This is a genomic window from Sphingobium sp. CECT 9361 (assembly GCF_918741285.1).
Classification (GTDB): domain Bacteria; phylum Pseudomonadota; class Alphaproteobacteria; order Sphingomonadales; family Sphingomonadaceae; genus Sphingobium.
Map to the genome: position 1 here is coordinate 259817 of NZ_CAKKNC010000001.1, position 14602 is coordinate 274418.

Annotated in this window: 13 protein-coding genes; 4 read left to right on the forward strand and 9 right to left on the reverse strand. The window is 60.4% G+C overall.

Translation table 11 applies throughout. From position 1 onward, the window contains the following. Window positions 1-239 precede the first annotated feature (239 nt). Window positions 240-2111, forward strand: coding sequence for a methyl-accepting chemotaxis protein (locus LQ220_RS01085; RefSeq protein ID WP_230186437.1), 1872 nt, complete (start codon window positions 240-242; stop codon window positions 2109-2111). Between the two features lie 79 nt (window positions 2112-2190). Next, entirely contained in the window at window positions 2191-3411 is a 1221-nt protein-coding gene (locus LQ220_RS01090) for a hypothetical protein (protein WP_230186438.1), read from the forward strand. Between the two features lie 115 nt (window positions 3412-3526). On the opposite strand, the gene LQ220_RS01095 is transcribed toward LQ220_RS01090, so the two are convergent. The 3 genes from LQ220_RS01095 to LQ220_RS01105 are packed head-to-tail and all read right to left on the reverse strand — an operon-like array spanning window position 3527 to window position 5704. Next, window positions 3527-3673 carry a hypothetical protein gene (locus LQ220_RS01095; protein ID WP_230186439.1) on the reverse strand — a complete coding sequence of 49 codons (147 nt, stop codon included), beginning with the start codon at window positions 3671-3673 and terminating at the stop codon, window positions 3527-3529. 37 nt (window positions 3674-3710) lie between these two features. Further along, window positions 3711-4436 carry a hypothetical protein gene (locus LQ220_RS01100; protein ID WP_230186440.1) on the reverse strand — a complete coding sequence of 242 codons (726 nt, stop codon included), beginning with the start codon at window positions 4434-4436 and terminating at the stop codon, window positions 3711-3713. Between the two features lie 53 nt (window positions 4437-4489). Then, entirely contained in the window at window positions 4490-5704 is a 1215-nt protein-coding gene (locus tag LQ220_RS01105) for a toxic anion resistance protein (RefSeq protein ID WP_230186441.1), read from the reverse strand. A 223-nt stretch (window positions 5705-5927) separates the two neighbouring features. On the opposite strand from LQ220_RS01105, the gene typA reads away from it, so the two are divergent. Continuing rightward, window positions 5928-7745, forward strand: a complete 1818-nt coding sequence (typA, locus tag LQ220_RS01110; RefSeq protein WP_230186442.1) for a translational GTPase TypA — start codon at window positions 5928-5930, stop codon at window positions 7743-7745. A 177-nt stretch (window positions 7746-7922) separates the two neighbouring features. Here the strand turns inward: typA and LQ220_RS01115 are convergent, their stop codons facing one another. From LQ220_RS01115 to LQ220_RS01140, 6 genes are all read right to left on the reverse strand, one after another. Then, window positions 7923-9158: a cyclopropane-fatty-acyl-phospholipid synthase family protein gene (locus LQ220_RS01115; RefSeq protein ID WP_230186443.1), complete on the reverse strand. Its 1236-nt coding sequence runs from the start codon at window positions 9156-9158 to the stop codon at window positions 7923-7925. A gap of 31 nt (window positions 9159-9189) precedes the next feature. Beyond that, window positions 9190-9951 carry a molybdopterin-binding protein gene (locus LQ220_RS01120; protein WP_230186444.1) on the reverse strand — a complete coding sequence of 254 codons (762 nt, stop codon included), beginning with the start codon at window positions 9949-9951 and terminating at the stop codon, window positions 9190-9192. Then, the gene (locus tag LQ220_RS01125) at window positions 9948-10688 is read right to left on the reverse strand and encodes a cytochrome b/b6 domain-containing protein (RefSeq protein ID WP_230186445.1); all 741 of its coding nucleotides are present in this window, start codon (window positions 10686-10688) and stop codon (window positions 9948-9950) included. Before LQ220_RS01125 ends, LQ220_RS01120 begins: the two co-directional genes overlap by 4 nt. Window positions 10689-11088: 400 nt before the next feature. Next, window positions 11089-11517 (reverse strand): hypothetical protein, encoded by a 429-nt coding sequence (locus LQ220_RS01130; RefSeq protein ID WP_230187216.1) that lies wholly within the window; start codon window positions 11515-11517, stop codon window positions 11089-11091. A 10-nt stretch (window positions 11518-11527) separates the two neighbouring features. Further along, complete coding sequence (gene rlmN, locus LQ220_RS01135; RefSeq protein ID WP_230186446.1) at window positions 11528-12769, reverse strand: 23S rRNA (adenine(2503)-C(2))-methyltransferase RlmN; 1242 nt, start codon at window positions 12767-12769, stop codon at window positions 11528-11530. Between the two features lie 46 nt (window positions 12770-12815). Beyond that, complete coding sequence (locus LQ220_RS01140; protein ID WP_230187217.1) at window positions 12816-13322, reverse strand: invasion associated locus B family protein; 507 nt, start codon at window positions 13320-13322, stop codon at window positions 12816-12818. A gap of 161 nt (window positions 13323-13483) precedes the next feature. Here LQ220_RS01140 and dnaN point away from each other — a divergent pair, with 161 nt between their 5' ends. Then, a complete protein-coding gene (dnaN, locus tag LQ220_RS01145; RefSeq protein WP_230186447.1) occupies window positions 13484-14596 on the forward strand; it encodes a DNA polymerase III subunit beta in 1113 nt (370 codons plus the stop codon). Window positions 14597-14602: the final 6 nt, after the last annotated feature.

The window sequence follows — 14602 nt, forward strand, 5'->3', positions numbered from 1 at the left end:
GGTCGCCGTTAAAGGCCACCCCTGGCCCATCGAAGACAGCTTCGAGACCACCCAGAACGAACCCATCCCCGATCGCGACAAAACCCACCTAATCCGCGCAATCCGACGCAGCGTTTCTGTTCGAGCGGCCGGGAAAATTGATAAGTCAAGCACCACCGTCAGCCAAGCCGACCTATAATGGGGATTACCTACTTCCGGACGTCGGGTCCCGGGAATTGCTACGCTGTCAGGATTGATAAATGAAGATTTTGCAGAATGCGAAGATATCCACAAAGATCATATCACTATTGACCCTGTTGGGTGCCATCACGCTCTCGATCGCGTGGGACGGATCACGTCAAATGTCTGCGATAGACAGGACATATTCGGACCTTGTTGCTTCGCAGCAAGCAACAACGAAGTTGGTACGGGCCAACCGCAACACCGCCGACATGCTTTACGCAGCTTACCGCACGCTGTCTTACGATGGCAACAGCAAGACAGCGCGTGATGCAGCGAAGCAAGGGGAGGCTTCTTTCGAAGCCGCCAAGAAGATTCTCGCGGAAGTCATCGCCGCAGAGCCTGGCACATCCGCAAGCCTGACACCATTTGCCCAGCAGTTAGAGGGGATTCACGATCTCGTCGCGAAGGCCATGGAGTACGGCATGGCCAACCGAAATGACGAAGCCAAGACATTGCTCGCGCGCGCCGACGCGGAGATGATTACCTATTACAAGGGCTTGGCTGCATTCAACAGCGCACGCACCGATCTTGCAAACGCCACATCGGTTAAGCTATCCGCCAACGCCGATGCGACGTCATTCCGGATGCTCGCACTTGGCCTGGTCGGCGTCCTGGGCGGTATAGGATTGGGAATCGTTGTGGCCCGGATCGGCATCACCGGCCCGCTCTCGCGCCTTCAGTCATTGATGGGCGAAATCGCAGCCGGGGACTATCGCAAAGACGTTGCCGGAGTCGAGCGCGGTGACGAAGTCGGTGCTATGGCCCAGGCGGTCCTCGTGTTCCGCGAAAATGGCATTGCGAAAGACGCCGCCGACAAAATCAAGGCACAGGCCGATGCTGAGCAGAAGATGGTCGTAGATACCATCTCGCATCACCTTTCGGAACTGTCGGGCGGCGACCTGACGACGGCCATAAAGGCAGAGTTTTCGGGCGACTACGCCGTCCTGAAAAGCAATTTCAATGAGGCGCTGGACAATCTGCGCGAATTGATCAGCAACGTTGGGGACAGCGCAGCAGCGATCCAGACCGGTTCAAGCGAAATTGCCCAGGCCTCGGAAGATTTGGCACGACGCACAGAAAGCAATGCAGCCTCTCTCGAAGAGACAGCGGCCGCTATTACCCAGATCGATAGCCGCCTGAAAGCCAGCGCCACCGCCGCATCGCAGACCGTGGAACGTGCAGATCAGGCAATCGTCACCGTAGGCGATGGCCGCGCGGTTGCTGACGAGGCGGTTCAGGCAATGGAGCGGGTATCGGACAGCGCCAAAGGCATTGATAGCGTCATTGAAGGGCTCGACAAGATTGCGTTCCAGACCCGGGTGCTCGCCATGAATGCCGCCGTTGAGGCGGGGCGTGCCGGCGATGCAGGCCGTGGCTTCGCGGTGGTGGCAGATTTGGTAAGTGCGCTGGCTATGCGCGCTGAAGAAGAGGCAAAGCGGGCGCGCGATCAGTTGACGGTAACCCAGACGGACATCGTTGTTGCTGTTCAGGCGGTGGTAAAGGTCGATGGTGCACTGACCACAATTACGAGCGATGTTGGCCAAGTGCACGAATTGCTCGAAACAATGGCTGCTGACAATCAAGCGCAGTCAGTCGCTATCGCTGAGATTTCTGCGGCGATCGTTACTATGGACAGTTCCACGCAGCAGAATGCCGCGATGGTAGAGGAGACCTCCGCTGCTGCCCGCAACCTGGCAAGCGAGGTCAACGGACTGACTGAACAGGCCACCAAGTTCAACGTCGGTAAGTCTGCCGCCCCTGTTAAGAAAGTGCCGGTAGCCAAGAGCCCCAAGCCCGCTGCGAAGGCTTATGTTGCGCCCGTCAAGCCGCTTCCTGCTGCGGCTGATCCTGAAATGGCGGACGCCGATGGCGACTGGACCTCGTTCTAGGCGAAGTTGAGCGGCCCGTCGGCACCATGCGGTGCCGACGGGCTTCGCTTTAATTGCGACGGCGGCATCCGGGGGACCTATGATATCACGCTTATTATCGATTCTGGTGCTTGGCGCCGCTTTGTTATGCAGCCCCAAGGTAAACGCACAGACGGTAGTGCTGAAGCCGCTAGCCGACGCGCGACTGCGCTACGAATCGGTTGATCAAGCCCCTAATCCCGCTGATGCTGACGCCATCACCGCCCGTATCCGCACCGGTGTAAGCGTCACGCGCGAGCGGCTTTCGGCGCTTATCGAGAGTGAGGCGACACTGGCCATTGGCAGGCGGTATTTTGACGGTGTGCATGGCAATTCGGCGTACCCGACGGTTGGCGATCCCCAGAATATCGAGATCAATCGCGCGCAGCTCAGCTATGTGCTTCCCGGCCAGGGTTCGGTCACGGTCGGCCGCCAGCTTCTCGAACTCGCTGACCAGCGTTTTGTCGGGTCGGCTGCATTCCGTCAGAATGAGCAGACCTATGACGCCGTGCATGTGACATGGTCAGGCCTGCCCAAACTAACCGCCGATATAAGCTATGTCTGGAGCGTGCGGACGGTCAATGGTATCAACGGTCGCGGCGCTAAGCAGCAGGCCATATCGGGCAACAACCTGTTCGCGCTGCTTGGCTATGCCACGCCGGTTGGAACGCTCACCGGCTTCGCCTATGTCGTCGATGCCGATGAAGCGGCAACACAGTCCTTTCGGCTGTCGAGCCAGACCTATGGTGCCCGCTTTGCCGGTGCTGTCACCGTTAAACCAGGCCTCAAGCTGGGTTATGTTGCCAGTTGGGCGCGGCAGAGCGCTTACCATCGGAATCCGAATGCCTACACGGCACATTACTACCTTGCCGAAGGGTCGCTTAGTGGTTCCATAGTCACCGCGACCGTGGGTTATGAAGTGCTCAGCGCGGATGACGGCGTTGCCCTTACGAGTTTTCAGACGCCCTATGCGTCGCTGTTCAAGTTCCAGGGGTGGACCGATCGTTTCACGACAACGCCGCCTGATGGTGTGCGCGATCTCTACGTCACTGTCGGTGCCGGACGGAAGAAGAATGGCAGGGTCAGCGGCTTAAACATGCTTGCGAGCTGGCACCGTTTTGAAAGCGATCGGCGCGTTCGGCATTACGGTGATGAGCTTAACCTTCTCGTATCAGCCAGTTTCGGCCAAACCACGCTTTCCGCGCGCTGGGCGCGTTATCATGCGGATAGCTTTGCCACCGACACGCAAAAATCCTGGCTGACGGCGGAGTGGTCGCTTTAGCAGTATCTTTGGTGAAGCCACATACGGGGCAGCAGCGCCACGTCTCTCGCCAAAGTTCGCCTTCGCAATGATCGCGGTGCTGGGTGCCTCCATCTGATAAGCAATGGCACCGTACTTAGCGCATCTTTCGCAACAGCCCCATCGCACCCCATATCAGCGCCAATGCGCCCGCAATAATCGTGCCGACGATCAGCAGCGCCCAACCGCCCGCTTCGATCAAACCCGTCAGCAAATCGACCAATATCATCGTCAGGTGAATCATAGAGGGCGCCTGACGAACGGCGGAGGAACGCTATACGCTACTGGCCGGACTCCGGCGTGCCCAGTTGCTTGGCTTCCTGATATTTAAGCTCCAGAAAGCGCGTATGCGTCGACAGGCTGTCAAGATTGCCCGCAGCCAGTTGCTCGGTCATCCGGTCTATCTCGCTGTCGATGACGCCCAGCCCTTCGATCAATTGCTTTTCGGGGATGCGGCCATTGCGTTCCTGCCGCCGCATCGGTTCGGGAACGTTGCGGTAGCCGGTGACAAGTTCGGGTAGATGATCGGACAGCAGGCGCCGCACTTCGAGTGCGGCGGGTTCCTGAGGGTTGAGGGTGGCGAGTTGCGGTGCCAGCGTTTCAAGGCGCACGCCGATGCTATCGATCAACTGGACAGCGGGTGCAGGCAGTGCTTTGCGCTGGTTGTCGAGCCAGATTTCGGTCTGGAGCGGGAGGGCTTTGAGGTCGGTCTCCGCCAGCTTCTCGGTCTTTACCTGCGGTTCGCCGGGGACCATGCCGAATAGCAGGATGGCCGCCAGGATCAGCGCGAGGACGATCATGATGCCGCTGGTGCCAAGGGGAATGAACCAGCCGACGACCGCTGCGCCAATGACTACGGTCAGGACGGCCGCCACGATGCGTTTGAATTTCCGGATCGCTGCGGCATTGCGCCGCTGGCGGGCGCGGGATGATAAGCTGCGATAGCGGTCCGACGTGCGGTTGAGGACGGCTTCCGCATCGGCAAGGACTTGGTTCGACCGAGTCATTATAATCCGTCCTCAGAACGGCGAAGGGGGCACGCTATCGACACGGTCGTCACTTACGCCTCAATCGCGCTCAGCAGGGGATTGGACGCGGAACCGCCGCTCGCTTGTGCCTGCGCCTGCCCTTCGGCGCGGGCGATATAGCCTTTGGACTTTTCGACTTCGCTCGACAGGGTGGTGACGGTCGTCTTCATCGATTCCAGTGCCTTGGCCTTGAACGTGTCGATGCTGTCCATTGTGTCGTAGATATTCTGGAACGCGCGTTGCAGCGTTTCGATGGGGATAGTGCTGGACGCGGCCTGTTCGTGGATCGCGGCGGTCTGATTCTTCAGGAGATTGCCCGTCGAATCGATCATGTTGGCGGTCGTCGTGTTAAGCGCGGTGATCTGTTCCAGGACGAGCCGCTGTCCGACCAGCGCCTGCGCCACGGTCACTGCCGTACGTAGAGCTGCAACGGTTGTGGTGCTGGCGCGGTCGACGCCCTTGACCAGCTCGACATTGTTCTTCTTCACCAGATCGAGCGCGAGGTAGCCCTGCACCGTCACCGCCATCTGCGTGAGCAAGTCCTGCGTCCGCTGCCGCACATAAAACAGCGCAGTATCACGGATCGCCTTTGCCTTGGCAGGGTCCGTCGCGTCCAGTTCCAGCGCGCGGGTTTCGAGGCGGGCGTCCATCGTCTTGCTGATGTGGATCATCTGTTCCAGCTTGCCCATCGTCGCCCACATATTCTGGCGCTCTACGTCGATGGCGGCATTATCCTTGATCAGCGTGTCCTTGCCGCTGGCGAGGCTGCCCAGAATGCCGTTGATGTGGCTCTGCGCACTTTTGTAACTGTCGAAATAATTGCGCATCTTGTTGCCGAAGGGGATGATCCCGAACAGCTTGCGCGGTGCGGTCAGGTTGCCGCGCTTGCCGGGGTCGAGATCCTCGACCGTGCGGCGAAGCTGCGCGAGGTCGGCGCCTACCTGATTGTCCGAATCCATCGCGCGGACCGGGCGGTCAAGGAAGCGGTTGCTGTGGCCAGCGGCTTCGGAAATTTCCTTGCGGCCCATATTGGTAAGCTGATCGACGCGCATCCCGAATTCCGGGCTGTTCGCATCCTGCGCGACCAGATCGTCGACAAAGGCATCGACCTTTTCTTCCAGCTTCGACTTTTTTGCGTCGTCGATGGGGACGAGGCCCACAGCCTTTTCCGGCGCAAGCGCAGCCACCGGTTCCGGCGCGGTCAGCGTGATCGTGGGTTCAGCGGTGGTCGTTGCAGTGGATGCCATGATATCTCCTCAAGGTGCTATATTAGAATAGAACACCTGCTCTGCAATAGGGGTCTTGTGCGTGTTATAGGGCGGGCCACGGCAATAGCCAATGCGCGATGCGGCAGGCGTGCACCTGCATGCAGGATCGTCAAGGTTGCGGGATTGGCAAGTTTCCGTTATGGGGCCGCGACACCCGATACGGCTTTATGTCGATCGGAACCCTATATCCCAAAGGCATCTCATGTCCCTGCGTAATATCGCCATCATCGCGCACGTCGATCATGGCAAGACCACCCTCGTTGATCAGCTCTTCCGTCAGTCCGGCACGTTCCGCGACAATCAGCGCGTCGAAGAGCGCGCAATGGACAGCAACGACCTGGAAAAAGAACGCGGGATCACCATCCTTGCCAAGCCGACCTCCATCGAGTGGGAAGGCACGCGCATCAACATCGTGGATACGCCGGGCCACGCCGACTTCGGTGGCGAAGTGGAGCGCATCCTCTCGATGGTCGACGGCGTGATCCTGCTGGTCGACTCTTCGGAAGGCGCGATGCCGCAGACCAAGTTCGTGACTGGCAAGGCGCTGGCGCTGGGCCTGCGTCCGATCGTGGTCGTCAACAAGGTCGACCGTCCTGACGAGCGCATTCAGGAAGTGCTCGATGAAGTGTTCGACCTGTTCGTCAGCCTGGAAGCGTCCGACGAGCAGCTCGATTTCCCCGTCCTCTACGCATCGGGCCGTAACGGCTACGCCAGCGAAGATCCGCAGGCGCGTTCAGGCACACTGACGCCGATGTTCCAGAAGATCGTCGATCACGTTCCGCCGCCGTCCGCCGATCCCGACGGTCCGTTCAAGTTCCTCGTGACGCTGCTCGACCGTGACAACTTCCTTGGTCGCGTCCTGACCGGTCTGGTCTTCTCCGGTTCGGTCAAGACCAACCAGGCGATCCACGCGCTAGATAACGATGGCAAGATCATCGAAACCGGCCGCGCGTCGAAGATTATGTCGTTCCGCGGTCTGGAGCGCGTTCCTGTTGACGAAGCCAAGGCAGGCGACATCATCTCGCTGGCTGGCCTGACCGTCGCGACCGTGTCGAACACGATCTGCGATCCGCAGGTGACCGAGCCGCTGCACGCACAGCCCATCGATCCGCCCACGCTCTCGATGCGTTTTGCCGTGAACGATTCGCCGATGGCGGGCCGCGAAGGCACCAAGGTGACGAGCCGTATGATCCGCGACCGTCTGGCGCGCGAAGCGGAATCGAACGTTGCGATCAAGGTGACCGAAAGCGCCGACAAGGACAGCTTCGAAGTCGCTGGCCGCGGCGAATTGCAGTTGGGCGTGTTGATCGAAACCATGCGTCGCGAAGGCTTCGAACTGGGCATCAGCCGCCCACGCGTGCTGTTCCGCGATGGCGAAACCGGTCTGGAAGAGCCGTATGAAACCGTCGTAATCGACGTGGACGAAGAATATTCGGGCACCGTCGTCGACAAGATGGCTGTGCGTAAGGCAGAACTGACCGACATGCGTCCTTCGGGCGGTGGCAAGACGCGCATCACCTTCTCCGCACCGTCACGCGGCCTGATCGGCTATCATGGCGAATTCCTGTCCGATACGCGCGGCACGGGCATCATGAACCGCCTGTTCGAGAAGTACGGGCCGCATAAGGGCAAGATCGAAGGCCGCAAGAACGGCGTGTTGATCTCCAACGGTGCGGGCGAAGCCAATGCCTATGCGCTGGGTCCGCTGGAAGAACGCGGTATCCTGATGGTTGGCGTGGGCGAAGCGCTCTACGAAGGCATGATCATCGGCGAGAACGCGAAGCCCGACGATCTTGAAGTCAACCCGATGAAGAGCAAGGCGCTCACCAACTTCCGCGCCAGTGGCAAGGATGACGCGGTTCGCCTGACCCCGCCGAAGAAGCTGACGCTGGAACAGGCCATCGCTTACATCGATGACGATGAAATGGTCGAAGTGACGCCCAAGTCGATCCGCCTGCGCAAGCGCTGGCTCGACCCGAACGAGCGCAAGAAGCAGGCGCGTTCGAAAGCTGCAGCATAAGATTACAAAAGGCCCGGTGAGTGATCATCGGGTCTTTTTTGTGGGATCACGCTCGGTACAATTATACGCCGTCACCCCGGACTTGATCCGGGGTCCAGTTGGTTCTGCTTGCGACGGTTCAAGGTAGCGGGATCCCGGATCAAGTCCGGGATGACGAGGACATCTGACGTCTCGGCTCTACCCCTTCGCGCGCAATGCCTGCTCGGCCTCATGCATATAGTCCCGCGTGATCGGCAGCGTATGCCTGTCGCGGCTATACTGTAGCTGGAAATTGACCATGCCGCCGCTTTCGAACGCAGCGGTGGCCCCGGCCAGGTAAAAGCTCCACATCCGGAAGAAGCGCGCGTCGTAGAGCGCTTCGATTTCCGCCTGCTTGTCCTGCACGCGCTTGTACCATTCGCGCAGCGTGTAGGCGTAGTGGAGGCGCAGCACTTCCACATCGGTGATCATCAGCTTGTTGCGCTCGCTCGCCTTCATGATTTCGCTGAGCGATGGGCTGTAGCCGCCAGGGAAGATATATTTGCGCGTCCATGCGTCGGTGGTGCCGGGCTTGTTGATGCGCCCGATGGTGTGGAGCAGCATCACGCCCTGCGACGTCAGGCGATTGTGGCAGGTGCGGAAAAATTCGCGGTAGTTGGGCGGCCCGACATGTTCGAACATGCCCACCGAGACGATCCGGTCGAATTGCCCGGTAACATCGCGATAGTCGCACAGCTCGAAGCGCACCCGCTCGGACACGCCCGCTGCCGCGGCCCGTTCCCGCGCGACCTTCAACTGTTCTTCCGAGAGAGTGATGCCCAACACGTCGACGTCGCAGGTGCGGTTTAGGTAAAGCGCCATCCCGCCCCAGCCACAGCCGATGTCGAGAACCTTCTGCCCTGCCGATAGATGCAGCTTTGCCGCGATATGCGCCAGCTTGTCGGCCTGCGCTTGTTCCAGACTGTTGGCCGGATCGGTCCAGTAGGCGCAGCTATATTGTCGGTCGCGATCCAGGAACAGGTCGTACAATCGGTCTGACAGGTCGTAATGATGCGCCACATTGGCGCGCGAACTGCGGCGCTGGTTCAGGCGATTGACGCGACCGACAATGCTGGTGGTGAGGCTGCGCACCGCTCCGGGGCGTTTCAGGCCATAATCGCCGCTTTCCCAAGGGCGGTTGGCGCGAACGAAGGTCACGAAGTCCAGTATGTCGCCGCCTTCTATCGAATAGCGGCCGTCCATATAGGCTTCGCCAGCACCCAGCCGCGGATCGCGGATTATGTCGCGCGCCACCTTGGCATCGTGCAGTCGCATGGTGAGAGCGGGCCAGTCTGGATCGCCGTCGCCATAGCTTTTGGCCGTACCGACAGGGTCGATGACGGTCAGGCGGCCTTTGCGGATTAACTTTGGAAGAAGGCGATCAAGCAACCACATAGCGGAAACCTAGGAAGCCAATTGGCGTTCGTCAAATGCCTGCATACCATTGATAGCCAGCGACATCTTCCCAATAGCCGCCCTTGCCGCCGTGGATGCCGGCAAGATTGTCGACTGCTTCGATGCCGATCAGATATTTGGCATGTTTATAACCCAGATGGCGCTCGACCCGCAGGCGCAAGGGGGCGCCGTTGGCAACGAACAGCGGTTTGTCGTTGAGGGCAAAGGCAAGGATTGTCTGGGGATGGAAAGCGTCAACCATGTCGATGCTTTCATAATAAGGCCGCGCCCCGCCATTGGTATCGGCGCAATGGAAGACGAGATATTTGGCGCTGGTCTTGAGCTGCGCACCGTCAAGGATCGTACGCAACGGCACGCCGCGCCACTTTCCGATGGCGCTCCAGCCTTCGACACAGTCGTGGCGGGTGATCTGCTCCCGGTGCGGCAGCGCCTTGATCTGCGGTAGCGATAGCGACAGAGGACGGTTGACGAGGCCGGTGACCTTTAGTCGCCAGTCGGCAAAGTTATTGGCGGAGATCGCGGTATATTCCGCCGTTCCCGGATTGCGGGTGCCATTGGGGCGGAAATAGGGGGACATCTGGTCGGGCGTAAATTCCTGTGCCAAGGCTTGGCGATCGGTCAAGGCGCGCTGGGTCCAGCGGTGGACGTTCTCCGCGCTGAACAGGGCTTTGCGGAAATCCTCGCTCTGCGCGAGCTTGTCGCAGCCGGTGAGCAATCCGCCTGCCGTCGCTGCAAGGCCGGTCAGCAGGGAGCGGCGGGACATAAATGTCATTGGCCATGCTCCCCGGTGCGGCGTTCCGGCGGCACACGATACCAGCCGGTTATCATCGAGCGCACTTCGTTGATCGGCCCGGCCAATAGCACCATCAGTATGTGCACCAGAAAAAAGCCGATGAGCGCAAAGGCGAAAATGAAGTGGATCGACCGTGCCGACTGTCGACCGCCGAATATCTGCGTGAGCCAAGGCCACGCTGCATCCATGCCTGGCGACATGGCGAGCCCGGTAAAGATGATGCCGGGGATCAGGATAAAAATGACGCCGATGTAGCTGGCCTTTTGCAGTACATTGTAGCGGAGCGCCGCTGCACCGGTGGGGAAACGCAGGCGGGCGTGGTCCTTGATATCTTGCCATATATGGCGCGGCTCGAGTTCTTCGCGCCGGAAAGCAAGATCGCGGCTGATGTGGCGGTTGATGAGGCTCCAGATCATATACACCAGCAAGGCGAAGGCGAAGATCAGGGCGTAGGCCAGATGCCACTGGCGCGACATCGACAGGCTGTAGCTTCCGGGCAGGGTAATCCAGCCGGGGAAGCGATCGAGTTCGAGCCAGGGCGTATCGAAATTGGCGCCGTAATTGCCCCAGTAGAGGCGCGGATGGGCGTTGAAGATGCCAAGACCGCTCATGAACAGCGTCGCGATGGCAATGGCGTTCACCCAGTGCCATATCCGTGTCGAAAGTCGGTGTCGCTTGACCAGCGATCCCGCCGCGATCCTGTCTTCATGGCTCATGAACATCGCCTCCCCAGCGCGGTATCGGCATCGGCCTTCGACGCTATCGTAACACAGATACGAAAGGAATGTGCGCGCGGTTACATGGGGGCAGGATTTTTCCCGCAAGGATGGGGGAGAGCCACCCTTACGTGTACTCAATCCCCCATGCCACAGCCTCGCCATGCCGGTCTTACCGGCGGCACCGCTCCAAATTATGTTATTCGGCGCGACAGCAGCGAGGTCGTCATAGAATAATCGGACGCCAAAAAAAAGGGCCGATCCGAAGATCAGCCCGAAAAGTTTTAGGAGAGGATGCCTGAAAGGCACGATCCTTGTGACAGCGGAGGACATTTGCTGCAAGTGCGAACGGCGATATTGCAGATGCAAAGATTGCAATCGCCAGCTTTTCCGCCATTTTTCAGAATGGTAGCGGTCGCAAATTTGGTGCTACCCATGTCGATCGGGCGGATGGATGCATTAGAATTTCCGGCGACCAATAGTGAAAAAGCCAGTTGGCGGCGCCAGATGGCCCCGCCATCAGCGTAGCATGGACGCGATTCAGGGGCGTTTCGGGGGACGGTTCCCCCAGATGCGCTCGGGCGGCCCGAATCGATGCCAGCGTAATCGTCTCATGATAACCGGCGTGCGCGCTGTTCACGCCTCCTGTCGCTGCATTATAGCGGCGGATCATATCGGGCATATCGCGTTCCGCATCCAGGTCCGGTCTATGGGCGAGCATCCACAGGCAGGCAGCAAAGTGCGCCGCGTGGGTCCACTCCTGCTTCGGCAGCGTCAGGTCAGCGAAGCGCTCGCCGACCGCTACGACTGCCGCGTCATCCGGATAGATCGGCGGCGCGTCAGCCAAGCGCCGCCTGCTTTTCCTCCGCCATCCGGTCGAGTTCGGCGCGGCTCTTTTTTTCCGATGCCGATTTGAGCTGACCGCAGGCCGCCATGATGTCGCGCCCGCGCGGGGTGCGGATCGGTGCGGATATGCCGGCCGCAAAAACCAGGTTGCTGAACGCCTTGATCCGTTCGGGCGAGGAACATTCGTAAAATGCGCCGGGCCATGGGTTGAACGGGATCAGGTTCACCTTTGCAGGCAGCTTGTAATGCTTGATCAGGCGGATGAGTTCGCGCGCGTCGTCATCGCTGTCGTTCTTGTCCTTCAGCATCACATATTCGAAGGTGATGCGGCGCGCATTGTTCGCCTTGGGATAGTCGGCACACGCCTGCAGCAGTTCTTCTATCCCATATTTGCGGTTGATCGGCACGATCTCGTCGCGCACTTCCTTGGTTACGGCATGGAGCGATACGGCAAGGTTCACGCCGATCTCTTCGGCAGCCCGCGCCATCAAAGGGACGACGCCGCTGGTCGACAGCGTGATACGGCGTTTGGACAGCGCAAGGCCGTCGCCATCCATCACGACCTTGAGCGCGTCGCGCACATTTTCGAAATTATAGAGTGGCTCGCCCATGCCCATCATCACGATGTTGGTCAGCATGCGTCCATCGGTGGTGTAGAGCGGAGCGTCCTCATCCTCGTCTTCGTCGTCTACCGCGGCGGCCATGTTGCCCTTGGGCCATTCGCCCAGCGCATCGCGCGCCAGCATGACCTGTCCCACGATTTCACCGGGCGTGAGGTTGCGGACAAGCCGCATCGTGCCGGTGTAGCAGAAGCGGCAGTTGAGGGTGCAGCCGACCTGACTTGACACGCAGAGCGTGCCCCGATCCGCATCGGGGATGAACACCATTTCGTAATCCTGCCCATCGTCGGATCGCAGCAGCCATTTGCGCGTACCGTCATTCGATACCTGCGCCTCGACCACTTCGGGGCGGCCGACGATGAAGCGTTCCGCCATCCACAGCCGCATGGGCTTGGCAAGATCGGTCATCGCCGCGAAATCGGTTTCGCCGCGATGATAGAGCCAGTGGAACAGTTGCTTGGCGCGCAGCTTGGCTTGCTTGAGGTCCAGCCCCGCTTCGCTCAGCGCGCTTTGAATCTGCGCTTTGTTGAGGCCAAGCAGATCCACGCGCCCATCGGCACGGGGCGTCACGGTGCGCGGAACCGGCACCGGATCGATATGTCCGGGAATTTGCATGAGGGCGCGTATAAGGGGAAATTCCCTACATTACCAGTTTTCCGGCTTAGCGGCGGGAGCAGCCCAATGCGGCGGCGTCCATCGCCGTTGCCGCGCCGGGCAAGGCGTAGGTGTCGGCGAAGGCGCGACCGGTGCTGGCGACGGTCTGCACGCTCATGCTCGTGCCCGATCGCATGGCGGCGACGATGGCGGCGTCCGTCTGTTTATCGGGCGCCCAGGCGTCGGCGTTTCCGGCCACCAGCGCGAAGCGGCGGTCGCCGATGCTAAGCGATACGCTGCTGCCGGACTTGCGCGATTGACTGAGGCGGATGTGCAGTTGGCCGCGAACATTCTGGCGCGGCCATGTCGCGATGGAGGCGAAGGGTTGCCACTTCGCGCCGCCGCCACTGCGGCGCGCCGGTTGAGCGATGGCGTAGCAGCGCAGCGCCATTACATTTCGGGCCGGATCGCGAAATGCGCCCCAGCTTTCGAAGATGCCGAGCGAATCCCGCGCCGCTGCTGCGCCTGGCGCTGCGAGCGCAAGCACGATCAGGAGAGCATAAAGACGGCGCACGCGGTTCATCACACCCTCGCAAAGCCTAAGCGGCACTTTTTTGCAAGCGGGACCGCTTGCCCCTCGTTGCATTGTTGGTAATGAAGGACTGGCATCTTGCCCGTCCACCCGGAATCGGGCGGCGCCCACGCAGGCAAGCAGAATAGAAGCGGGACCAGGGAATGAAGGCCACCATCGAACGCGCGACGCTCCTCAAGAGTCTGGGCCATGTCCAGTCCGTGGTCGAGCGGCGTAATACTATCCCTATCCTGTCCAACGTGCTGATCGAAGCGACGGCGGATGGCGCGATCAAGCTGATGGCGACCGATCTTGACCTGCAGGTGGTCGAAAGCGTGCAGGCGCAGGTCGAAACCGCCGGTGCGACGACGATTTCGGCGCATACGCTGTTCGACATTGCCCGCAAGCTGCCCGAGGGCAGTCAGGTGTCGCTGCAGGCGGCCGAAGGCAAGATGCTGATCCAGGCGGGCCGCGCCCGGTTCAACCTGTCGACCCTGCCGCGCGACGACTTTCCGATCATCGCGGAAGGCGACCTGCCGGTCAGTTTCGAACTGCCCGCCGAAGTGCTCAAGCAGATCATCGACAAGACGCGCTTTGCCATTTCGACCGAGGAAACGCGCTATTATCTCAACGGCATCTTCCTGCACGTGTCGGACGATCCGACGCCGGTGCTGAAGGCGGCGGCGACCGATGGCCATCGGTTGGCGCGTGTTACCGTGGCGCGGCCCGACGGCGCCGAAGGGATGCCGGACATCATCGTGCCGCGCAAGTGCATCGCGGAACTGCGCAAGCTGCTCGATGAAGTGGACGGCAGCGTGTCGGTGTCGCTGTCGGCGGGCAAGATCCGCTTCGGCATCGGCAGCGCGATCCTGACCAGCAAGCTGATCGACGGCACTTTCCCGGATTACAGCCGCGTCATCCCGACGGGGAACGACAAGCTGCTGCGGATCGACCCGCGCAGTTTCGAGCAGGGCGTGGACCGCGTCGCGACCATCGCCACGGAAAAGACCCGTGCAGTCAAGATGGCGCTCGACAAGGACAAGATCACGCTGTCGGTCACCAGCCCTGAAAACGGCACGGCGGCGGAAGAAGTGTCGGGCGATTATGCGGGCGACAATTTCGAGATCGGGTTCAACGCGCGCTATCTGCTCGATATTTTGGGGCAGATCGACGGGGACATCGTGGAACTGCACCTCGCCGATGCCGCAGCGCCGACGCTGATCCGGGAGAATGACAAAAGCGCGGCGCTGTATGTGCTGATGCCGATGCGGGTGTAGGCACGA

Bases quoted from the DNA above. Each gene is read 5' to 3' on its own strand.
- LQ220_RS01085 (WP_230186437.1), top strand. From the start codon at position 240: ATGAAGATTTTGCAGAATGCGAAGATATCCACAAAGATCATATCACTA.
- LQ220_RS01090 (WP_230186438.1), top strand. From the start codon at position 2,191: ATGATATCACGCTTATTATCGATTCTGGTGCTTGGCGCCGCTTTGTTA.
- LQ220_RS01095 (WP_230186439.1), bottom strand. From the start codon at position 3,673: ATGATTCACCTGACGATGATATTGGTCGATTTGCTGACGGGTTTGATC.
- LQ220_RS01100 (WP_230186440.1), bottom strand. From the start codon at position 4,436: ATGACTCGGTCGAACCAAGTCCTTGCCGATGCGGAAGCCGTCCTCAAC.
- LQ220_RS01105 (WP_230186441.1), bottom strand. From the start codon at position 5,704: ATGGCATCCACTGCAACGACCACCGCTGAACCCACGATCACGCTGACC.
- typA (WP_230186442.1), top strand. From the start codon at position 5,928: ATGTCCCTGCGTAATATCGCCATCATCGCGCACGTCGATCATGGCAAG.
- LQ220_RS01115 (WP_230186443.1), bottom strand. From the start codon at position 9,158: ATGTGGTTGCTTGATCGCCTTCTTCCAAAGTTAATCCGCAAAGGCCGC.
- LQ220_RS01120 (WP_230186444.1), bottom strand. From the start codon at position 9,951: ATGACATTTATGTCCCGCCGCTCCCTGCTGACCGGCCTTGCAGCGACG.
- LQ220_RS01125 (WP_230186445.1), bottom strand. From the start codon at position 10,688: ATGAGCCATGAAGACAGGATCGCGGCGGGATCGCTGGTCAAGCGACAC.
- rlmN (WP_230186446.1), bottom strand. From the start codon at position 12,769: ATGCAAATTCCCGGACATATCGATCCGGTGCCGGTTCCGCGCACCGTG.
- dnaN (WP_230186447.1), top strand. From the start codon at position 13,484: ATGAAGGCCACCATCGAACGCGCGACGCTCCTCAAGAGTCTGGGCCAT.